Origin of the sequence: Pseudomonas arsenicoxydans, from assembly GCF_006438915.1 — a bacterium.
Taxonomy (GTDB): Bacteria; Pseudomonadota; Gammaproteobacteria; order Pseudomonadales; family Pseudomonadaceae; genus Aquipseudomonas; species Aquipseudomonas arsenicoxydans_A.
Genome location: NZ_RCZE01000015.1, coordinates 1 through 21,515 on the forward strand (window position 1 = coordinate 1; position 21,515 = coordinate 21,515).

Annotated in this window: 21 protein-coding genes, 1 pseudogene and 1 riboswitch; of the genes and pseudogenes, 5 read left to right on the plus strand and 17 right to left on the minus strand. The window is 60.6% G+C overall.

Features of this window, described 5'->3' with window-relative positions; all coding sequences use genetic code 11:
- Together EAH78_RS32480 and EAH78_RS26530 are read left to right on the plus strand one after the other, a co-directional pair.
- Nucleotides 1–187: pseudogene (locus EAH78_RS32480) on the plus strand (IS110 family transposase); the annotation flags it as partial.
- Between the two features lie 313 nt (nt 188–500).
- The gene (locus EAH78_RS26530) at nt 501–3,971 is read left to right on the plus strand and encodes a hybrid sensor histidine kinase/response regulator (protein ID WP_140670561.1); all 3,471 of its coding nucleotides are present in this window, start codon (nt 501–503) and stop codon (nt 3,969–3,971) included.
- Nucleotides 3,972–4,143: 172 nt separating this feature from the next.
- Here the strand turns inward: EAH78_RS26530 and rmuC are convergent, their stop codons facing one another.
- From rmuC to EAH78_RS32200, 3 genes are all read right to left on the minus strand, one after another.
- The gene (gene rmuC / locus EAH78_RS26535; protein WP_170219178.1) at nt 4,144–5,508 is read right to left on the minus strand and encodes a DNA recombination protein RmuC; all 1,365 of its coding nucleotides are present in this window, start codon (nt 5,506–5,508) and stop codon (nt 4,144–4,146) included.
- Nucleotides 5,509–5,683: 175 nt separating this feature from the next.
- Nucleotides 5,684–6,007: a sel1 repeat family protein gene (locus EAH78_RS26540; protein ID WP_140670563.1), complete on the minus strand. Its 324-nt coding sequence runs from the start codon at nt 6,005–6,007 to the stop codon at nt 5,684–5,686.
- A gap of 456 nt (nt 6,008–6,463) precedes the next feature.
- Complete coding sequence (locus EAH78_RS32200) at nt 6,464–6,754, minus strand: hypothetical protein (RefSeq protein ID WP_161599709.1); 291 nt, start codon at nt 6,752–6,754, stop codon at nt 6,464–6,466.
- A gap of 204 nt (nt 6,755–6,958) precedes the next feature.
- On the opposite strand from EAH78_RS32200, the gene EAH78_RS26550 reads away from it, so the two are divergent.
- From EAH78_RS26550 to EAH78_RS26560, 3 genes are all read left to right on the plus strand, one after another.
- Complete coding sequence (locus EAH78_RS26550) at nt 6,959–7,183, plus strand: hypothetical protein (RefSeq protein ID WP_019407963.1); 225 nt, start codon at nt 6,959–6,961, stop codon at nt 7,181–7,183.
- Between the two features lie 275 nt (nt 7,184–7,458).
- Nucleotides 7,459–7,941, plus strand: a complete 483-nt coding sequence (locus EAH78_RS26555) for a hypothetical protein (RefSeq protein WP_140670565.1) — start codon at nt 7,459–7,461, stop codon at nt 7,939–7,941.
- 146 nt (nt 7,942–8,087) lie between these two features.
- Entirely contained in the window at nt 8,088–9,359 is a 1,272-nt protein-coding gene (locus tag EAH78_RS26560) for an OmpP1/FadL family transporter (protein ID WP_140670567.1), read from the plus strand.
- A gap of 90 nt (nt 9,360–9,449) precedes the next feature.
- Here EAH78_RS26560 and EAH78_RS26565 read toward each other — a convergent pair whose 3' ends face one another.
- The 14 genes from EAH78_RS26565 to cobO all read right to left on the minus strand — a co-directional run bounded on the left by EAH78_RS26565 (nt 9,450) and on the right by cobO (nt 21,072).
- Entirely contained in the window at nt 9,450–9,998 is a 549-nt protein-coding gene (locus tag EAH78_RS26565) for a glutathione peroxidase (RefSeq protein WP_140670829.1), read from the minus strand.
- 55 nt (nt 9,999–10,053) lie between these two features.
- Nucleotides 10,054–10,176, minus strand: a complete 123-nt coding sequence (locus tag EAH78_RS33080) for a hypothetical protein (protein ID WP_007977581.1) — start codon at nt 10,174–10,176, stop codon at nt 10,054–10,056.
- The gene (locus tag EAH78_RS26570; protein WP_140670569.1) at nt 10,173–11,381 is read right to left on the minus strand and encodes an MFS transporter; all 1,209 of its coding nucleotides are present in this window, start codon (nt 11,379–11,381) and stop codon (nt 10,173–10,175) included. The genes EAH78_RS33080 and EAH78_RS26570 overlap by 4 nt, the downstream gene beginning before the upstream one ends.
- Before the next feature lie 53 nt (nt 11,382–11,434).
- A complete protein-coding gene (locus tag EAH78_RS26575) occupies nt 11,435–11,839 on the minus strand; it encodes a MarR family winged helix-turn-helix transcriptional regulator (protein ID WP_140670571.1) in 405 nt (134 codons plus the stop codon).
- Between the two features lie 194 nt (nt 11,840–12,033).
- Nucleotides 12,034–12,765 carry an adenosylcobinamide-GDP ribazoletransferase gene (locus EAH78_RS26580; protein WP_140670573.1) on the minus strand — a complete coding sequence of 244 codons (732 nt, stop codon included), beginning with the start codon at nt 12,763–12,765 and terminating at the stop codon, nt 12,034–12,036.
- Nucleotides 12,766–12,767: 2 nt separating this feature from the next.
- Nucleotides 12,768–13,343: an alpha-ribazole phosphatase family protein gene (gene cobC, locus EAH78_RS26585; protein WP_140670575.1), complete on the minus strand. Its 576-nt coding sequence runs from the start codon at nt 13,341–13,343 to the stop codon at nt 12,768–12,770.
- The gene (gene cobT, locus EAH78_RS26590) at nt 13,340–14,395 is read right to left on the minus strand and encodes a nicotinate-nucleotide--dimethylbenzimidazole phosphoribosyltransferase (RefSeq protein ID WP_140670577.1); all 1,056 of its coding nucleotides are present in this window, start codon (nt 14,393–14,395) and stop codon (nt 13,340–13,342) included. The genes cobC and cobT overlap by 4 nt, the downstream gene beginning before the upstream one ends.
- Complete coding sequence (gene cobU, locus EAH78_RS26595; RefSeq protein ID WP_140670579.1) at nt 14,392–14,913, minus strand: bifunctional adenosylcobinamide kinase/adenosylcobinamide-phosphate guanylyltransferase; 522 nt, start codon at nt 14,911–14,913, stop codon at nt 14,392–14,394. The genes cobT and cobU overlap by 4 nt, the downstream gene beginning before the upstream one ends.
- 150 nt (nt 14,914–15,063) lie before the next feature.
- Complete coding sequence (locus EAH78_RS26600; protein ID WP_140670582.1) at nt 15,064–16,515, minus strand: cobyric acid synthase; 1,452 nt, start codon at nt 16,513–16,515, stop codon at nt 15,064–15,066.
- Nucleotides 16,512–17,504, minus strand: coding sequence for a threonine-phosphate decarboxylase CobD (cobD, locus tag EAH78_RS26605; protein ID WP_140670584.1), 993 nt, complete (start codon nt 17,502–17,504; stop codon nt 16,512–16,514). Before cobD ends, EAH78_RS26600 begins: the two co-directional genes overlap by 4 nt.
- On the minus strand, nt 17,497–18,405 hold the full coding sequence (cbiB, locus tag EAH78_RS26610) for an adenosylcobinamide-phosphate synthase CbiB (RefSeq protein WP_140670586.1): 909 nt from the start codon (nt 18,403–18,405) through the stop codon (nt 17,497–17,499). Before cbiB ends, cobD begins: the two co-directional genes overlap by 8 nt.
- Nucleotides 18,402–19,052, minus strand: coding sequence for a 5,6-dimethylbenzimidazole synthase (gene bluB, locus EAH78_RS26615; protein ID WP_140670589.1), 651 nt, complete (start codon nt 19,050–19,052; stop codon nt 18,402–18,404). The genes cbiB and bluB overlap by 4 nt, the downstream gene beginning before the upstream one ends.
- A complete protein-coding gene (locus EAH78_RS26620; RefSeq protein ID WP_140670591.1) occupies nt 19,049–20,464 on the minus strand; it encodes a cobyrinate a,c-diamide synthase in 1,416 nt (471 codons plus the stop codon). The genes bluB and EAH78_RS26620 overlap by 4 nt, the downstream gene beginning before the upstream one ends.
- Nucleotides 20,461–21,072 (minus strand): cob(I)yrinic acid a,c-diamide adenosyltransferase, encoded by a 612-nt coding sequence (gene cobO, locus EAH78_RS26625; protein ID WP_140670593.1) that lies wholly within the window; start codon nt 21,070–21,072, stop codon nt 20,461–20,463. The genes EAH78_RS26620 and cobO overlap by 4 nt, the downstream gene beginning before the upstream one ends.
- 81 nt (nt 21,073–21,153) lie before the next feature.
- Nucleotides 21,154–21,387: riboswitch (cobalamin riboswitch) on the minus strand.
- Between the last annotated feature and the right edge of the window lie 128 nt (nt 21,388–21,515).

Consider the following 21,515-nt stretch of genomic DNA (forward strand, 5'->3'; position numbering starts at 1 on the left):
TCGCGCGATGTACATGGCCTGTTGGGTGGTGATCCGGCGACAGCCTGAGTTCAAGGCTCGGTATCAAGCATTACGCCAGAAAGGTAAATGCGCCAAAGTAGCGCTGATCGCCTGCATGCGAGTGTTGTTGATACGGCTGAATGCCATGATTCGAGAGAAAACTGAGTGGCGAGAACAGGCAGCCTAAACAGGCTGCGTGTTTTGTAAGGAATTTGCATGGCCTGGAGCCGTGGGAGTTCAGCTGTCTTCCGATAAGCCTTAAAAATAAAGTCATCAAGACAGTTGCTCCCACATTTGAACGAGTTGTCTGAACTTACTCGGTTAAATGTGGGAGCGGGCTTGCTCGCGAAGGGGCCCGAAAAAGCACCGATCATCACACTGACACACCGCCTGCGACACCCCGCCACGCCACGACCTTGGTCGACACTGACTAACCGGGGCGGGCGTGCGAGACTGTCTCACCGGGCGGGAGTCCCGGGTGTCTTTCGTCTGGAGTTCCCATGTCGCTGTCCAGCGGGCTGATCGCCGCCGTCGCCCTGGCCTATATGGCCATCATGTTCGCCATCGCCTTCTACGGTGACCGTCGCAGTACGCCGCTGCCTCCGCGCATGCGCGCGTGGGTGTACAGCCTGTCACTGGCAGTCTATTGCACCAGCTGGACATTCTTTGGCGCTGTGGGCCAGGCGGCGGAACAGCTCTGGTCGTTCCTGCCGATCTACCTTGGGCCGATCCTGCTGCTGGTGGGCGCGCCGTGGGTCCTGCAAAAAATGGTGATGATCAGCAAGCAGGAAAACATCACCTCCATCGCCGACTTCATCGCCGCCCGCTACGGTAAATCCCAGTCACTGGCGATTGTAGTGGCACTGATCTGTCTGGTCGGCGTGCTGCCCTACATCGCCTTGCAGCTCAAGGGCATCGTGCTCGGGGTGAACCTGCTGATTGGCGCGGGCGCCGACGCCATGGGGGTTCGCGCCCAGGACACGGCGTTGATTGTGTCGCTGGTGCTGGCGCTGTTCACCATTGTCTTCGGTACCCGCAACCTCGATGCCACGGAACACCACCGTGGCATGGTGCTGGCCATTGCGTTTGAGGCTTTGGTCAAACTGTTCGCGTTTCTCGCCGTCGGCGCGTTTGTGACGTTCGGCCTGTACGACGGTTTCGACGATCTGTTCAACCAGGCCATGCTCGCCCCGCGCCTAGAAGAATACTGGAAGGAAACCGTCAACTGGCCCTCGATGGTGGTGCAGACCGGCGTAGCGATGATGGCGATCATTTGCCTGCCCCGGCAGTTCCACGTGACGGTGGTGGAGAACATTGATCCTCAGGATTTGCGTCTGGCCAAATGGGTGTTTCCGGCCTACCTGGCCTTGGCCGCGTTGTTTGTCGTACCGATCGCCCTCGCCGGTCAGATGATGCTGCCCAGCTCGGTGCTGCCGGACTCGTTCGTCATCAGCCTGCCGCTCGCCCAGGCTCACCCTGCCCTCGCCTTGCTGGCGTTTATCGGCGGTGCCTCGGCGGCGACCGGCATGGTGATTGTCGCCAGCGTCGCGCTGTCAACCATGGTGTCCAACGACATGCTGCTGCCCTGGTTGTTACGCCGCAACAATGCCGAGCGGCCGTTCGAAGTGTTTCGCCAGTGGATGCTCTCGGTGCGCCGCGTGAGCATCGTGGTGATTTTGCTCCTCGCCTATGTCAGCTATCGCCTGCTGGGCTCGACCGCCAGCCTGGCAACCATCGGCCAGATCGCCTTTGCCGCCGTGACGCAACTGGCCCCAGCCATGCTCGGCGCGCTGTACTGGAAGCAGGCCAACCGTCGCGGCGTATTCGCCGGCCTCGCCGCCGGAACATTCTTGTGGTTCTACACGCTGATCTTGCCGATTGCGGCCCGTAGCCTCGGCTGGCCATTGGAGAGCTTCCCGGGCCTTGCGTGGTTGCACAGCAACCCGATGAACCTGCCGATCACCCCGCTGACCCAAGGCGTGGTGCTGTCGCTGGCCGGTAATTTCACCTTGTTTGCCTGGGTCTCGGTGTTGTCCCGCACGCGGGTGTCGGAGCACTGGCAGGCCGGTCGTTTTATCGGCCAGGAAATCAGCGCACGCCCCAACGCCCGTTCGATGCTCGCCGTGCAGATCGATGATTTGCTGCAACTGGCCGCCCGTTTCGTCGGTGAAGAACGGGCGCGTCAGAGTTTCATCCGTTTCGCCTACCGCCAGGGCAAAGGCTTCAACCCGAATCAAAACGCCGACGGTGAATGGATCGCCCACACCGAACGCTTGCTGGCGGGTGTACTCGGCGCGTCTTCGACTCGGGCGGTGGTAAAAGCGGCCATCGAAGGTCGGGAAATGCAGCTGGAAGATGTCGTGCGGATCGCCGACGAAGCATCGGAAGTGCTGCAGTTCAACCGCGCCCTGCTGCAAGGCGCGATCGAAAACATTACCCAGGGCATCAGCGTGGTCGACCAGTCGCTGAAACTGGTGGCCTGGAACCGGCGTTATCTGGAGCTGTTCAACTACCCGGACGGCCTGATCAGCGTCGGACGACCGATTGCGGACATCATTCGCCACAACGCCGAACGCGGCTTGTGCGGTCCCGGGGAAGCCGAAGTGCATGTCGCACGCCGCCTGCACTGGATGCGCCAGGGTCGCGCCCATACCTCGGAACGACTGTTCCCCAACGGGCGGGTGATCGAGCTGATCGGCAATCCGATGCCCGGTGGTGGTTTCGTCATGAGTTTCACCGACATCACTGCGTTCCGCGAAGCCGAACAAGCGCTGACCGAAGCCAACGAAGGCCTGGAGCAGCGGGTGGCCGAGCGCACCCACGAGTTGTCGCAACTCAACGTGGCGTTGACGGAAGCCAAGGGCACTGCCGAATCCGCCAACCAGTCGAAAACCCGCTTCCTGGCCGCCGTAAGCCATGACTTGATGCAACCGCTGAACGCTGCGCGCCTGTTCTCCGCCGCGCTGTCTCACCAGGACGATGGCCTGTCGGGCGAGGCGCAAAAACTGGTCCAACACCTGGACAGTTCGTTGCGTTCGGCAGAGGACTTGATCAGCGACCTGCTGGACATTTCCCGCCTGGAAAACGGCAAGATCAACCCGGACATCAAACCGTTCGCGCTCAATGAACTGTTCGCCCCCCTCGACGCCGAATTCAAGGCGCAGGCTCAGGAGCAAGGACTGACCTTTCGGGTTCGCAGCAGCACGTTGCGGGTCGACAGCGACATCAAGCTGCTGCGACGGATCCTGCAAAACTTCCTGACCAATGCGTTCCGCTATGCCAAAGGGCCGGTGCTGCTGGGCGTTCGCCGGCGCAAAGGAGAACTGTGTCTGGAGGTCTGGGACCGCGGGCCGGGCATCGAGCAAGACAAACTGCAGGTGATTTTCGAAGAATTCAAACGTCTGGACAGTCACCAGACTCGCGCCGAGAAAGGCCTGGGATTAGGCCTGGCGATTGCCGATGGGTTGTGTAATGTCTTGGGACACACGCTACAAGTTCGCTCCTGGCCGGGACGCGGCAGTGTGTTCAGCGTCAGTGTGCCGCTGGCGCTGGCACAAACCGTGGCGCCGACCAAGACCGCCGAACTCAACGGCCATGTGTTGAGCGGCGCGCAGGTGCTGTGCATCGACAATGAAGACAGCATTCTGATCGGCATGAACAGCCTGCTGACACGCTGGGGTTGTCAGGTCTGGACGGCACGTAACAGAAAGGAATGTGCCGCCCTGCTCAATGCCGGGGTTCGTCCGCAACTGGCGCTGGTGGATTACCATCTGGACCATGGCGAAACCGGGACCGAGCTGATGGCGTGGTTGCGCACTCAACTGGGGGAACCGGTGCCGGGGGTGGTAATCAGCGCCGATGGCCGGCCCGAGACGGTGGCACAGGTGCATGCGGCGGGGCTGGATTATTTGGCTAAACCGGTGAAACCGGCGGCGCTTAGGGCGTTGTTGAGTCGGCATTTGCCGTTGTAGCGCGGCCTTTCTGCCAATACAAAACCTGTGGCGAGGGAGCTTGCTCCCGCTCGGCTGCGCAGCAGTCGTAATTCAGGTTTCGCGGTACACCCGGAATGCGCAGTGGCCAGGACATGGGGCCGCTTCGCAACCCAACGGGGGCAAGCCCCCTCGCCACAAGTTCAGTGGAAACTTACTCCGGCAACTCGGCCAAGCCATCCACATCGGTCATCGCCCGCTCAAGCAAGTCCGCCGGCAAGCTCTTGCTGGCGCGCGCCCCGAGCAACTTCAGCTGTTCGCTGCGACTGACCAGATTCCCGCGGCCTTCTGTCAGCTTGTTGCGCGCAGAGCTGTAGGCTTTATCCAGTTGCTGCAAGCGATTGCCGACTTCGTCCAGGTCCTGGATGAACAACACAAACTTGTCGTACAGCCACCCGGCACGCTCGGCGATTTCCCGGGCGTTCTGGCTCTGGCGCTCCTGCTTCCACAGGCTGTCGATGACCCGCAGAGTCGCCAACAAAGTGGTGGGGCTGACGATCACGATGTTGCGGTCGAAAGCTTCCTGGAACAGCGTCGGCTCTGCCTGCAAAGCCGCGGAAAACGCCGCTTCGATCGGTACGAAAAGCAAGACGAAATCCAGGCTGTGCAAGCCGTCGAGCCGTTTGTAATCCTTGCCGGACAGACCTTTGACGTGATTACGCAGCGACAGTACGTGCTGTTTGATGGCGATCTGGCCGATCGCATCGTCTTCGGCCGCTACGTACTGCTGATAGGCCGTCAGGCTGACCTTGGAGTCGACCACCACCTGCTTGTCGCCCGGCAGGTAAATAATCACATCCGGTTGGAAGCGCTCGCCGTCCGGGCCTTTGAGAGTGACCTGGGTCTGGTACTCGCGGCCCTTCTCCAGGCCCGCGTGTTCAAGCACTCGCTCGAGAATCAGTTCGCCCCAGTTGCCTTGGGTTTTTTGCCCTTTCAAAGCGCGCGTGAGGTTGGTGGCTTCGTCGCTCAGGCGCAGGTTCAGCTGTTGCAGGCGTTCCAGTTCCTTGGCCAGCGAGAAACGCTCACGGGCTTCGGCTTGATAACTTTCCTCGACGCGTTTTTCGAAGGACTGAATGCGTTCTTTCAACGGATCGAGCAGTTGGCCCAACCGCTGTTGACTGGTTTCGGCGAAGCGCTGCTCACGCTCATCGAAAATCTTGCCCGCCAGCTCGGCGAACTGCGCTCGCAGCTCGTCTCTCGAACCTTGCAGGTCACTGAGGCGTTGCTGATGGCTTTCCTGTTGCTCGCGCAGCTCGGCGTTGAGCGACGCCGCCAGCGTGTCCAGGCGACGCAGCTCAGCCTCTTTACCGGCGCGCTCGATGTTCCAGGCGTGAGACGCATCGCGGGCGTCATCGCGCTCGATTTGCAGCAGTTCGACTTCACGGCGCGTGGCAGCAAGGTCCGCTTGCTTGGCGGCATTGGCTTGGCTCAGGTCACCGATTTCATCGCGACAGGCGTCGAGTTGGGCATTCAGGCCGTCCTGCGCCAGTTGGGCCATGGCCAGACGTTCTTCCAGCAGAGCGGCCTCGGCTTGCGAGCCACTCGCACGGCGCTGAATTTGCCAGGCCAGTACCAGCAATGGCAGGCCCGCGCCCGCCAGACCGAGTAATAGGCTGGTCAAGTCCATAGCCATAGAGATTCCTGCCGATGAGATAAAGCTTGAAGGTTAACCAAGGCCACCTGACTTGGACAGCTCAGTCTTCGATCAGACCCAGTTCCTGCTGGGCGCGCGAGTCCCCTGCCCGGGCGGCCTGACGCAGCAGGTCCTGACCAATGCGGCGATCACGGGCATTCCCGCATTCACGGCACATCAGTTGCCCAAGGCGACTTTGCGCAGCCACCACGCCTTCACGGGCAGGCTGTTTGAGCAATCGCCCGGCGAAGTGCTTGATGGTGGGGTTATCCCCAAGACGCGGACTGTCCAGCAGCCATTCGGCTACACGCATCGAAAAACGCTTAGGTGGGGTAACACGTGAAGGTGTGGAGGTAGCAGAGATTGATACTGAGCGAAACTTCATAAAGCACTGTGGGACAGATCGGAAGGCGCGCAACTCTACTCTTTTTTTCTTACAGGTAAAGCCTAAAAAAACCCGGCACGCCCGTGCTAGAGCAAGCGCTCGGGACAATCCACAGAAGCTGTGGATAACTCAGTGGACAACCGCCCTTGAACTCGCGCAAAGCCCTGTGGAATGGGGCTCGCAGTCAAACTGACGATTTTTTCACCAGTAAAAAAAAGCGATGTTTTTCATTGACTTAAATTTTCAATACAGGCACCCACTGTAGGTGAGGCCTGGATGACAGTGGGGTTACAGTCTGCGCAACTTTTGTGCACAAGTACCTTGACGGCGGTTATATGGATGCACTTTTTCGGCGCGTTTTGGCACGGCCTCTGGGGATAAATCGGCAAAACCCTTGATCCAGCCAGATCGCGAACCGATGAGTGACAGCCACCACCGGTCGGAATATGAGCCATTTCAGGAGGAGCGACCAAGGTTCTTCAATCTTTTTTGCCAACATACTTCCATTCTCAAATTCAATCCGTTAGTATCCGCGGCGTTAGTACCAAGCTGAAAGTCAATTCTGGTCGAACAAATCCTCGCGGTCAGCCTTCCCTCAAGAGAAGCCTCCACCGACAAAACAGGATCGACCACCTCGATGGTTTCCAGGTAAACCTTGCGCCAACACAGCCTTCGAACCAAGCGAAGGGTGTTGCGAAGCTCACTTACTCTGACCGAACCAGCCTGCAAATTGATCAGGATCTTCACCCCGGGCCCCGAACCTTTGCCCTTGATGTGTTGCCTGCCCTCCTAAGTACCTACCTGCCAGCCCAAGCGCGCCAATTATCAGCGCTTCAAACTGGCTGCTTTGTTCCAGTCGGGTTCTTCGTTCGACCAATGGTGGTTGTCGTCACTGGAACGTTTTAATTTTGCACGGCTCTTATCCGTGTCGCTTGTAGGAACACCAACACTATGTCTACTCAAATCCACACTCAGGATGCCATTCGCACCCTAACCAACGCTTTTGCTCCAATGAACTGCCTGATCATGGCTGCTCGCAAAGGCTGCTTCAGTTTCACTCTGGTCAACGAACACGGCATCGCTCGTCACAGCGAACGCCTGTACCCCGATCAATACTCCAGCGCAGAGCCGCTGCAGGCCGTGATCGAGCGTACCCGCCAGGCATTGATTGCCTGAGACGCCAGAAAGACTGAAAAACCAAAGCCCCGCTCAAAAAAGCGGGGCTTTTTATTGCCCGATATTTCCCTTTTTGCGGTATCTCACTAAGCACTAACCGATATAACGGTTATAACTCGAAGCTGGAAATATTTTAAAAACAGTCCTTTACAGCGCGATTTTGACACTACACTTCAACTCAAGCGGCTTGATCCGCTTCCGGCGAGCCTGATTCGAACCACCGCTGCCAAGGCCTCCTTCAGGTATCGCCGCCCACTTCATGTTTCGAGGGCTTTATGGGTATCGCTGCCAGCGAACTGTGCCGTTATGTGATTCGTCCGACCTTGATCTACCTCGGACGCCATAGCGCAACTGCCGAATCCTTGCTGCTGGGCATCGCCGCCAGTCAGTCAGCCCTTGGTTCCGCCCTGCATGACCGCCGTGGACACGGCCTGTACCGAATCGCCGAACCCCGCCACCAGGCACTCTGGGATCACTATCTGGCACTGGACCCGGAACGGGCAAGCCTCGTTCGTGGCCTGGCCAGCCAACATGCCTTTCTCAGCGGGCCGCACCTGGAATTGACCGTTAACCTGCGTTACGCCACCGCCATTGCCTGGCTGCTGGTCGAAGAACAGAACACTCCCCTCCCCGCCGCCGATGATTTGTTGGGCATGGCCCGAATCTGGCGTCAGACCTTTCAGCCTCAGGGACGCCTGCGCGACTTCACTTACGCCTGGCAAACCTGTGTTTCACCGCTGAATCAGGTCGCCTGCTGACCCCCCGGTTTTACAAAATCGTGCATCCGGCCGCGAATCTGGTCTGATTGTCCTACAAAACCGCTCTAACTCAAGCCATACAGCCTATAGCGCTGGGACGAAAATGTTGGTAATTTTCGCCCCGGTGATCACCAGGAGTTCTAATAATGAAAAAAGTAATGCTCAAAACCACCCTTAGCCTCGCCGTTACCCTGGCATCCACCCAGCTCTTTGCAAGTGGCTTTGCCCTGAACGAACAAAGCATCAGCGGGATGGGAACAGGTTTTGCCGGGCGATCTTCTTCTGCCGACGACGCATCCACCATTGTTGGCAACCCTGCCGGCATGTCTCGCATCAAGCGCGAACAAGTGACCGGCGGTGTTGCATTCATCGACGCGCACACTGACATCAGTGACGCCAGCTCCCGTCCGAATGGCGGTACCAACAAAGGTGACATGGTCCCTTTCATGGGCGTGCCGATGGGTTACTACGTCAAGCCAATCGACGACCACTGGGCATTCGGTATTGGTGTATACGCACCGTTCGGCCTGGTGACCGACTACGAAAACGGCTTTGCCGGTCGTTACTTTGGCAGCAAGAGCGAAGTTAAGATCGTTACCCTGCAACCGACTGTCAGCTACGCCTTCAACGACAAGGTGTCCATCGGTTTCGGCCCAACCATCAACCGCATCGACGGCACCCTGGAATCGAACCTGTCGATCACCCAGGCTGCGCCAGATGGCAAGGTCAAGATCAAGGGTGACGACACCGCGCTGGGCTACAACATCGGCGTGCTGGTTCAAGCCACCGACAGCACCCGCGTCGGCCTGACCTACCACTCGAAAGTGAAATACAAGCTCGACGGTGACACCAAGGTCAACTACAACGTGCTGGGCCTGATCGGCCAGAACCCGAACCAGAAGTATGACGCTTCGCTGGACCTGACCACGCCTGAATCGGTGGACTTCTCGGTCACTCACCAGCTCGACGACAAGTGGACTCTTTACGCAGGCAGCACCTGGACTCGCTGGAGCCGCCTGAAAGAAATCACCGTCGAAAACAAAGGTGTTCCGGCCGTGCTGAACGGCCAATTCGGCACCATTACCGAAGAACAGAACTGGCACGACACCTGGGCTCACGCCATCGGCGCGTCTTACCAGCTGAACAAGGAATGGGTCCTGCGTACCGGTCTGTCCGTTGACCAGGCGCCGACCAACAACACCGACCGTTCCCCACGCATCCCGACTGGCGATCGCAAGATTTTCAGCCTGGGCGCTGGCTGGAGCCCAACCGACGACCTGACCATCGACGTGGCGTATTCGTACCTGCGCGAAGAATCGGTCAAGATCAACAACACCAACGACCGTGGCCAGACTTACAACGCCAAGTATGAAAACTGGGCGAACGGTTTCGGTGTCGGCGCGACCTACCGCTTCTGATGATCCAAGGCGAGGTTGAACCGCTCGCCAGTTGAATCAAAAAAGCCCCGCTCTCTTGTACAGAGGCGGGGCTTTTTAGCGGGGCGCTGATCAGGGTTGGGAAGCCAGCGCTTGCTGCACCGCGGCAATGAACTCGGGATCATCGGGTTTGGTCAGGCTGGAGAAATTGGCGATTACCTGGCCTTTGCGATCGACCACGTATTTGTAGAAATTCCACTTCGGCGCGCTGCTCTGCGCGGCCAGGATCTTGAACAGGTGTGTCGCGTCGTCGCCTCGCACGCTCCGCGGTTCGGTCATGGTGAACGTCACGCCGTAATTCACGTAACAAACCTTGGCGGTCTCAGCGGTATCCTTGGACTCTTGCTTGAAATCGTTGGAAGGAACGCCAATCACCTCCAGCCCCTCTCCCTTGAAACGCTGATTGAGCGCCTCAAGGCTCTTGAACTGCGGGGCGAAACCGCAGTGACTGGCGGTATTGACCACCACCAGCGGCTTACCTTCAAACCGTTGGCACAGGTCGATCGATTCTTTGGCCCGCAATTTTTGCAACGAACCTTGTAGCAGTTCAGGGCACTCGGCCCGAGCCAGCCCGGTCATTGCCATCAGCAACGCGGGGACTGCAATCCAGCGCATCAGTATGTCGGTGCATCCTTGATAAGTCGTCAAAAACGAAGTTACTCGCCCTCGCCGCCCGCTAGCAAGCACCCATGCCCAACTGCATCAGCGCCAGACCGCCCTGATGCCAGCCCCACCATGACAATGCCAGCAGCAAGGCGCAGACAGCCGCTACAGCGATTCGCGGCCAAAGACTGTTCATATCGCACTCATCTGCGTTTGCAGGCGCGCCACCGGCTGCTCACGCACCGGCCAGTTGAGGGCCGCGGCCAGCAGACTCAAGAGAATTGCCACTTGCCAGATCAAGTCATAGCTCCCGGTCCGGTCATACACCACCCCGCCCAACCAGCCGCCAAGAAACGAACCGAGCTGGTGAAACAGGAACACAATCCCGCCAAGCATGGACAGGTTGCGCACACCGAACAAGGTCGCCACGGTGCCGTTGGTCAGCGGTACGGTAGAGAGCCACAAGAACCCCATGGCCATGCCGAACAGGTACGCCGTGGTCGTCGTGACCGGTGCCCACAGGAACAGCGTGATCACCACCGCCCGCAACAGGTACAAGACGGTGAGCAAGCGCGGTTTGGACAGGCGCCCGCCTAGCCATCCGGCGGTGTACGTTCCGAAGATGTTGAACAACCCGATCAGTGCCAGCACTGTGGTGCCGACCGTGGCTGGAAGGTGTTGATCCACCAGATAGGCCGGCAGATGCACGCCGATGAACACCACCTGGAAACCACACACGAAAAAGCCGAACGCCAACAGCCAGAACCCCGAATGGGAGCAGGCTTCGCGCAGCGCCTCGGAGAGGGTTTGTTCATGGCCGAGAGTCGGCAGCGGCTTGTCCTTGAGCATGCTCACCAACGGCACGATCAATGCCACCAACAGACCCAGCACCAGCAACGCGGCGGACCAGCCGAGCCAGCCGATCAAGCCCAACGTGCCGGGCAACATCGCGAACTGTCCGAACGAGCCGGCCGCACTGGCGATGCCCATGCCCATGCTGCGCTTCTCCGGCGGCACCGCACGCCCCACCACACCGAGGATCACCGAGAACGAAGTGCCGGACAGGCCGATGCCGATCAACAGGCCGGCGCTCAGGGACAGGGTCATAGCGGAATCGGACATCCCCATGAACACCAGGCCCAGCGCATAAAATACGCCACCGACCAGCACCACTTTCGCCGCCCCGAAGCGGTCGGCCAGCGCGCCGGTGAAGGGCTGCGCCAGGCCCCAGATCAGATTCTGCAAGGCGATGGCAAACGCAAAGGTCTCACGTCCCCAGCCGAACTCGGCACTCATCGGCGCCAGAAACAGCCCGAAGCCGTGGCGCACGCCCAACGACAACGCGAGGATCAGCGCACTCCCCACCAACACCCAACCGCATGTACGCCACATCGATGTCATTTCTTATTCTCCGGTAGCGGGTATATACCCGCTTAAAATCGGAAAAACCGGCGTCAGGCCAGTTCGTCCAGCAGTCGCAGCAAGGTTTCGCGTTTCTCGGCGCCCAGTCGGTCGATCAACCGTTGTTGAGCCGCTTCCCAAGCCGGCAAGGCCGCTGCCAGCCGTTCGGCACCGGCCTCGGTCAGGCGAACAATGCGATTGCGCATGTCCTCGCCCTCGACCAGCATCACCAGCCCCTCGCCCTCCAGCACACGCAAATTGCGCCCGAGAGTGCTGCGGTCCAGGCCCATGGCTTCAGCGAGGGTGGAAATACTCGGTTGATCCAGACGCTGCAAATTGCACAGCAAAGAATACTGGGCAACGTTGATCCCGAAGCCGTCGAGAGCGCCGTCGTAATGCCTGCTGACGCCACGGGCGGCACGACGCAGGTTGATGCATAAACATTGGGAGTCGAGCATGGTGCGTGTATATACCCGCGGTTGTGTTAAATCAAGTTACAGATGGTTTTAATCTCAAGATTTGGAGTGTCTGGCAGGCCGTCTTCGCGAGCAAGCCCGCTCCCACATTCGACCGCATTCTCTCTGGAGGAACTCTGTTAAATGTGGGAGCGGGCTTGCTCGCGAAGAGGCCAGCACATCCTGCACAAAAACCATCAGATCAACGCCATTCCTACCAGCACTGCCATCTCCAGCAACTCCAGCATCGCCCCGGCCGTGTCCCCCGTCGTCCCGCCCAATCGACGCACCATCAACTGCCGCAGCCACGCAAAAACCACTGCCGCCAGCACCAGCGCCCAAACACCGCTAAGCCCCGCAATCAGCACACACGCTACCGCACTGACCGCCAACACCTGCTGACCCGCCAATCGTGGCAGATGATCCGCCAGCGCCTGGCCCAATCCGCCCGCACGCACATACGGCGTGGTCAGAAACAAGCCCAGCATCGCGCTGCGGCCAATCAGCGGAACGATGATCAGTACAATACCGTGCTGCTGCTCGATCAACGCCAATAACGCCGCGAACTTCAGCAACAACACCAACACCAGCGTCACCACCGCAATCGGCCCACTGCGCGGGTCTTTCATGATAATCAGCGTGCGTTCCCGATCACCAAAACCACCCAGCCACGCGTCGGCGCTATCGGCCAGACCGTCCAGGTGCAACGCGCCGCTGAGCAAGACCCAAGCCGTCAGCAACAACGCCGCATGCAGCAACAACGGCGTGCCCAGTAACAGCCAGTTCAGTGCCCACAGAATCGCGCCGAACAGCAGCCCCACCAGCGGATAAAACAGCAGCGACCGGCCCAGCTCCTGAGGCGTCGGCATCCCGGGCAGACGAATCGGCAGACTGCTCAGAAATTGCAGGGCGATCCAGAATGGCAGCATGGTCAAATCGCTTCCTTGAGAATGACGCCGGGTTCGACGCGCAACGAAAACAATGCGCCATGAGCCACTTCGACATTGAGCAATTGCTCACGCGGCAACCCCCGCGCTTGAGCCAGCAATAAACGCATGACCCCACCATGGCTGATCAACAGGACCCGCTCGCCAGCGTAGGCCAGGGACAAGCGCTCAATGGCCGCCAGTACTCGAACGGAAAAGTCAGCCACCCGCTCGCCGTCCGGCGGCGTAAACGAATAAGGATCAGCCCAGAACAACCCCAACGCCTCGGCATCGGTTTCCATCAATGCCGCTGCGCTCTGCCCTTCCCAGGCACCGAAGTGCAGCTCTTGCAGGTCTTTGTCTAACTGCACCAACAAACCCAGTTGCCCACCAAGCTCTTCAGCGAAGCGCGCACAACGCTGCAACGGCGAACTGACCAATCGATCCCACGGCCCCTGCTCGATCACCGCTGCGCGCATCTGCGCCCAGCCTTTTGCGGTCAGCGCATCATCGAGACTGCCACGCAACCCGCCACCGAGCTCGGTCTCGCCATGGCGCAGCAGGTCCAGACGCAACGTCATGCCGGGCGGTCCGCAACCGCCGCTTCGGCGAAGGTCGCCATCCGCCCGTGAAGGTCGCAGGCCAGGCGCAACAACGGCACAGCCAACGCGGCACCGCTGCCCTCGCCCAGTCGCAAACCAAGATCCAGCAACGGTTCGGCGTTCAGGGTTTCCAGCACATGACGATGACCCGGCTCGGCACCGCGATGGCCGAACAGCAGCCACGCGCGGCACTCGGGATTCAAGCGCACTGCCACCAGTGCCGCGACGCTGCAAATGAAGCCGTCGACCAGCACCGCCACGCCTTCCTGCGCGCACGCCAGATAGGCACCCACCAGCGCGGCAATTTCAAAACCGCCCAGATTGAACAATGTCTGTAACGCGTCCCCGCGCTGTGCACCGTGCAGCGCCAACGCGCGCTCGATGACCTGAACCTTGTGGCTGACACCCGCCACATCCAGACCGGTGCCCGGCCCGGCCAGATGCACCACCGGGCAATCGAGCAAGGCACAGGCCAACGCACTGGCGGCGGTGGTGTTGCCGATGCCCATTTCGCCGCCGATAAACAACTGCGCCCCGGCTGCGATGGCGCGCTGCACGCTGTCACGACCGGCCTGTAAGGCCAACTCGCCCTGGGCCGGCGTCATGGCCGGGCCTTTGACGAAATTCGCCGTGCCGGGGCCAACGTTCAAGTGGCGAACACCGGGCAGATTCAAAGTCGGGGTCACCGTGCCCAGATCCACCACTTCCAGGGACGCGCCCAGCTGCCGCGCCAACACGCTGATCGCCGCACCGCCGGTGACGAAGTTGTGCAGCATCTGCCCGGTGACTTCCTGAGGAAACGCCGACACGCCTTCAGCCACGACACCATGGTCACCGGCAAAAATCGCGATCCACAGCTGATCGAGGCTCGGCTTGACCTGCCCCTGCAACCCGGCCAATTGCACCGCCACCGACTCCAGTCGACCGAGGGAGCCGGCCGGTTTGGTCAGTTGCTGTTGACGCGCCTGCGCCTGTTCGACGGCTTGGGCATCGATCGGTTTGCATGGGTTCAGCCACCAGGATTGAGTCATAACGCAGTTCCTTTCAAAGTCAGGGGCAGGCCGGCGACGGTCAGGACGACACGTTGGCAGCGCTCGGCCAGGGCTTGATGGAGCCAACCGGCTTCATCGACATAGCGGCGAGTCAATTCGCCCAGCGGCACGACACCCATTCCGGTCTCGTTGCTGACAAAAATGATTTCACCCGGCAACGCGGCCAGGCAGTCCAGCAGGGCTTCACGCTCAGCATTGAGGCGTTCGGCGTCGTCGAGCATCAGCAGATTGGTCATCCACAGCGTCAGGCAATCCACCAGCAGGCAACGATTGGCGCTGGCGGTTTCACGCAGGACGCGGGCGAGTTCGACCGGTTCTTCGATCAATGCCCATTCGGCGGGACGGCGGGCGCGGTGATGGGCGACGCGGTCGTTCATTTCGCCGTCCAGCGGTTGGCTGGTGGCGATGTAGGTCACGGCGAGCTGGCTGTCGGTGGCGAGTTTTTCGGCCAGTCGACTTTTACCGGAGCGGGCGCCGCCGAGGATGAGTTGGAGCATGGGTTATTCCTTAAAATCATCGGTGAGGCGCCTGCCGCCTTCGCGAGCAAGCCCGCTCCCACATTAAATCTCCAGTGAACATGGATTTTGTGTTCAACGCCGATCAAATGTGGGAGCGGGCTTGCTCGCGAAGAGGCCAGCAAAACCACCCTAAATCCCGCAGAGTTTACGCAGCAATCGGGTATCCAGATGCTTATCCACCAGATCCGCCAACCGTTCGATATCGCGCTCGCGCAACGCGTGGTAATCGACCTCCTGCACATTCCGCAACCCCGCCCAGCGCAGCAACGCACTGCATGCCGCCGGCGATTCAAACAGACCATGCAGGTACGTGCCGAAAATCTGCCCATCCACACTTTGCGCGCCATCGCAGCGACCATCGTCCAGCTGCACGGCGGCGTTTTCCAGCGCAGGCCCGGTAGTCACGCCGGCATGAATTTCATAGCCGCTGACAGCCGCCTCTTCCAACGCCAGACGACCGCGCACATTGCGCAATTGCTTCTCTTCTTCGAGCTGCGTTTCAAACGCCAGCAACCCCAGACCAGCGCTGGAACCCGGTGCCCCTTCCAGGCCCAACGGGTCGTGTACGTGCTCGCCGAGCATTTGCAAACCGCCGCAAATCCCTAAGACTTTGCCGCCATAGCGCAGATGACGACTGATCGCCGAATCCCAGCCATTGGCCCGCAAATACGCGAGGTCGCTGCGCACGCTTTTCGAGCCGGGCAAGATGATCAGGTCAGCCGGCGGAATCGCCTGCCCGGGGCCGATGAATTGCAGATCGACTTGTGGATGCAATCGCAGCGGATCGAAATCAGTGTGGTTGCTGATGCGCGGCAGCACCGGCACCACGACTTTCAGTACCTGGTCGGCCTTGTCGGTCTGGCGCTGATCGATGCCATCCTCAGCCTCCAGATGCAGGTCCATCACGTACGGCAGGACACCGATCACCGGTTTGCCGGTGCGTTCTTCAAGCCAGTCGAGACCGGGCTGCAGCAAGGCGATGTCGCCACGAAAACGATTGATGATGAAGCCCTTGACCCGCGCCTGTTCGGTCGGCGACAGCAACTCCAGCGTGCCCACCAGATGCGCGAATACCCCGCCGCGATTGATGTCGGCGATCAACACCACCGGGCAATCCACCGCTTCGGCAAAGCCCATGTTGGCGATATCGCCGGCCCGCAGATTGATCTCGGCCGGCGAGCCTGCGCCTTCGACCATCACCACCGGATACGCCGCACTCAGGCGTTCGTGGGAGGCCAGCACCGCTTGCATGGCGATGGCTTTGTAGTCGTGATAGGCGACGGCGTTCATCGTCGTGACCGCCCGACCGTGGATGATCACTTGGGCGCCGGTGTCGCTGCTGGGTTTGAGCAGCACCGGGTTCATGTCAGTGTGCGGCTCGAGGTTGGCGGCTTGGGCTTGCACGGCTTGCGCACGACCGATCTCGCCACCGTCCGCCGTCACCGCGCTGTTGAGCGCCATATTCTGCGGCTTGAACGGCACGACGCTTACGCCCTGGCGCACCACCCAGCGACACAGCGCCGTCACCAGCGTGCTTTTGCCGGCATCGGACGTGGTGCCCTGCACCATTAATGTGGTCATTGTGCTTCCTTGGCGTAGGCTTCAAAGGCTTGCGTCAGGCGAGTCCAGTCCGCTTCGTCAGCGGGCAGTCCAAAACGCAGGCTGCTGTTGTGTGGGAACAAACGCAGCAAAATGCCCTGACGGGCCATGAACTCATGCAACTGCTCGGCTTGATCGGTGATCAGCCACTGAAACAAGGCGCATCCGCCCTGCGCCTTGAACCCGAACTGCTCCAGCAGTCGCGCCAGACGTTCACTGGCTTCTTCACTGCGCTGGCGTTGGCGGGCGTGACCTTCGGTGTCCAGCAGACAAGCCCGGCCAATCACTCGGGTCGGCCCACTGACCGCCCACGGCCCGACTTGCTCGGCGAGCAGTTTGAGCAGCTTGCGTTCCGCCAGCACAAAGCCCAGCCGTACACCGGCCAGACCAAAAAATTTGCCGAACGAACGCAACACGATCAAGCCGACCAGATGGGTAAACGGCGCCACACTCAACTGCGGCGTGTTGTCCATGAACGCCTCGTCTACCACCAGCCAGCCACCGCGCGAGGCCAGACGAGTGTGCCAGTCGAGCAGGCGGCTCGGGGCCAGGCTCAGGCCGGTCGGGTTGTTCGGGTTGACCACCACCAGCACGTCGAGGCTGTCGATAAAGAAGTCGACTTCCTGCTCCAGCACTTCGCGCACGATGTAACCGCAGCGACGCCAGGCTTCGGCGTGCTCGGCATAACACGGCGACAGCACGCCGACCTTGCCGGCACGCCGTAAACGCGGCAGCAACTGGATGGCCATCTGCGAACCGGCCACCGGCAGCACCTGCGCTGCGCTGTAATAATCGCAGGCCGCCTGTTCCAGGCCGTCATCGGTTTCCGGCAGGCGCGACCAGGCGCGCAGCGGAATGTCCGGGACCGGAAATGGCCAGGGCGCCAAGCCGCTGGACAGGTCAAGCCAATCCCCTTCTGCAATGCCGTATTCGAGCGCCGCCTTGCGCAACCGGCCACCATGCTCAAGCATAGAATTCAGCCCCCACGCAGAGAATCAGCAACCATAACCATACCCCGCGCTGAACCAATTGCCAGCCGCGATCAATGGAGTCGGCGTCCGCTGGCACACCTTCGCCCAGTTGCGGACGCTGATGCAGTTCACCGTGATAAATCGCCGCCCCGCCCAACTCCACGCCCAATGCGCCGGCACCCGCCGCCATCACCGGGCCGGCATTCGGGCTGTCCCAGGTCGGGCCTTGGGTCCGCCAGCATTTCAACGCCAGTCGGGTTTTTCCCAGCAGCGCGTAGGTCAACGCCACCAGTCGTGCAGGAATGTAGTTGAGGACGTCGTCGATCTTCGCCGCGGCCCAGCCGAAGCGTTCGAAGCGTTCATTGCGATAACCCCACATGGCATCCAGCGTGTTGCTCAATCGATAGAGCACCACGCCGGGCGCACCGGCCACGGCAAACCAGAACAGCGCGGCGAACACCGCATCGCTGCCGTTCTCCAGCACCGACTCGGTGGCCGCGCGGGCGACTTCGGTCTTATCCAGTTCGCTGGTCTGGCGGCTGACCAGATAGCCGACCCGTGTGCGGGCTTCTTCCAGATCATCACTGCGCAGCGCCTTGGCCACCGGCTCGACGTGTTCACCCAGGCTGCGCATGCCGAGGGCGCAATACAAAGCGAGAATCTCGACGATCCAACCGACATAAGGCGCCCAGGACAACGCCGTGGCGAGTAACGTCAGCGGCACGACCGCCATCACCCACGCGGTGACCCCATGACTGCGCCAGCCGCGACCGCCCCCATTAAATCGTTGCTCGATGCGCTCGGCAAAACGACCGAACGCCACCAGCGGATGCCAGCGTTTGGGTTCACCCAGCAGCGCGTCCAGCGCTACCGCGGCGACACTCAATAACGCCACACTCATTGACTCACTCCCCAATAATTTTCATACAGCAATTCGCTAAGCGGACGCGCTTGCGCCCAGCCTTCGAGTACCAGCATCGGCGCCGGATAGAATTCCTTGACCGGCCCCAGGCAAAGAACCGCCAACGGCTTGGCTCCGGCTGGCAAACCCAGCAGGTCCGCCAGCGCTTGTGGCTCGAACAGCGACACCCAGCCCATGCCCAGACCTTCGGCGCGGGAGGCCAGCCACAGGTTCTGGATCGCGCAGGACAACGAGGCCATGTCCATTTCCGGCAAGGTGCGACGGCCGAAGATGTGGCGCTCGCGATCATCCATCAGCGCGGCGACCAGCACCTCGGCGCAGTCGCTGATGCCTTCGACCTTGAGCTTCATGAATTCGTCGGTGCGCTCGCCGAGCGCTTCGGCGGTGCGCATGCGCTCCTCTTCCACCAACGACTGGATCTTGCCGCGCAGGGCCCGGTCGCTGATGCGGATGAATCGCCAGGGCTGCATCAGGCCGACGCTGGGTGCCTGGTGTGCGGCTTCGAGCAGGCGACGCAACAGCTCGGGCTCGACGGTGCCGCCGCTGAAGTGGCGCATGTCGCGGCGTTCAGCGATGGCTCGGTAGACCGCTTCGCGTTCGGCTTCGGAGAATGCGTTGTCGGTCATGGCCTCTTCGCGAGCAAGCCCGCTCCCACATTAGAAAGTGGTTTACCGGAAGAAGCGTGATCAAATGTGGGAGCGGCGGTGCGACGATTCGACTTGCTCGCGAAGGCGTCCTGATGGTCAGGCGCAAACAGCGCGGCAACCGCCGATGGATTGGACGGAAAATAAAAGTGCACATATGAAGCCGTCATCCGCCCCTCACGATAAACCGCCTCCGCCCCCCGCCCGCCGTTCGGGCTCAGGCCACGCGCAATCGGCTCAAGCTCGGTGCTGGTCAACGAATGGTGATACGTGTGCCCGCGCAACGAACCTTCCGGCAGTTCGACCGCTTGCAACGCCAACGCGGCCAGACGCTTTTGCATCACCGCATCGCCCTTCAACAAGCCCACCAGTTCGGCGCGAGTGCCGTCGACATCCGTCAGCGAATCGAGCAGATACAACATGCCGCCACACTCGGCCAACAACGGTTTACCGGCCGCATGATGCGCACGGATCGCGTCGAGCATCGTGGTGTTCTGCGACAGCGCAACATGGTGCAGTTCCGGATAACCGCCCGGCAGATACAGGCTGTCTGCCTCGGGTAATTGGCTGTCACGAATCGGCGAGAAAAACCGCAACTCGGCGCCCATGGCTCGCAGCAAATCCAGGCTAGCGCCGTAGGTGAACGCGAACGCCTCATCACGCGCCACGGCTATTCGTACACCAGCGAGCAAGGGCTCGGCAGGGATCACATCCGGGGCGGCGAATTCGACCGCGGGAGGCAGCGCGACCTCGCAACTGCTGGCCAATGCATCGGCCGCCGCATCAAGGCGCAGATCCAGATCGTTCAACTCGCTGGCCTGAACCAGCCCCAAATGACGGCTCGGTAATTCGATCCCGGTTTCCCGCGACAAAGCGCCGTACCAGCGCAAGCCTTCGGTCAGGCTGCCTTCGAGCAATTGCGCATGACGCAGCGTGCCAACGCGGTTGGCCAACACGCCGGCAAACGGCAAGTCCGGCTGATACTTCGCCAGGCCCAACGCCAATGCACCAAAGGTCTGAGCCATGGCGGTGCCGTCAATTACCGCGAGCACCGGCACACCAAAGTGCCGCGCCAGATCGGCGCTGGATGGCGTGCCGTCGAACAAGCCCATGACGCCTTCGATGAGGATCAAGTCGGCTTCAGCGGCGGCTTCCCACAACAGTCGACGACTTTCCTGTTCGCCGACCATCCACATGTCCAGTTGATACACCGGCGCACCGCTGGCGCGCTCGAGAATCATCGGGTCGAGAAAGTCCGGGCCGCATTTGAACACGCGCACCTTGCGCCCCTGATTGCGGTGCAAACGGGCCAGCGCGGCGGTGACGGTGGTCTTGCCCTGACCGGAGGCCGGCGCGGCAATCAGTACCGCCGGGCAATGACGAGGTTGATTCACAGCTCGACGCCTTTTTGCGCTTTGATCCCGGCCTGGAACGCGTGCTTGATCACGCCCATTTCGGTGACGGTGTCGGCGAGTTCGATCATCTCTGGCTTGGCGCCGCGACCGGTCACTACCACGTGCTGCATCGGCGGACGTGCCTGCAAATCGCTGAGCACCTGATCGAGGTCGAGATAACCGTGTTTGAGCGCGATGTTCAGCTCATCCAGCACCACCAGCCCTATGGACGGATCGTTGAGCAATTCGCGGGACACCGCCCAGGCGGCTTCAGCGGCGGCAATGTCACGCTGGCGGTCCTGGGTTTCCCAGGTGAAGCCCTCGCCCATGACATGGAAACGCACTTGCTCCGGGAAGCGACGGAAGAACAGTTCTTCGCCGGTGCTGTTGCGGCCCTTGATGAATTGCACCACACCGCACTGCATGCCGTGGCCCATGGAACGGGCGAGCATGCCGAACGCCGAACTGCTTTTGCCTTTGCCGTTGCCGGTCAGCACCAGCAACAAGCCGCACTCGTTCGGGGAATTGGCAATGCGTTCGTCGATCACGGCTTTTTTGCGCTGCATGCGCGCCAAATGGCGTTCGTCGCGATCTGGGGTATCGGTCATGGGGGAGCTCTCCGTTGAGGCTGGATAACGGCGGGCAGGCACAAGAATAGACGGCAAGAAGCCTGGCATCGCCCACCGTGATGCCGCTGGTTGAATCAGGCCGGTCTCCGGGCTCATGAGCGGCTTTGGCCGGACTGCGCGCCTTCCCATGTCAACAATAGACACAGTGGCTCAAGGCGCAGTCTTCACTCATTTACCGTTGCGGGGGCAGCGCCGGGATCGTGACACTTCGTCGCTTGACGATAGTCACTCACCGACTTCCCTGTTTCACTCTGTCGGCCATCGCCACAGAGCACCTGAAACAAGCCGCGAAGGTTAGAGGGTTGGGGGTGGAGCGTCAAATGAAGACAAAGCCACGGCGAGCGATATACTGCCGCCGATCAATTTACTGACGCCAATCTTGCACCACACTGTCAGCAGTGATATCAAAGAGCCACAAACCC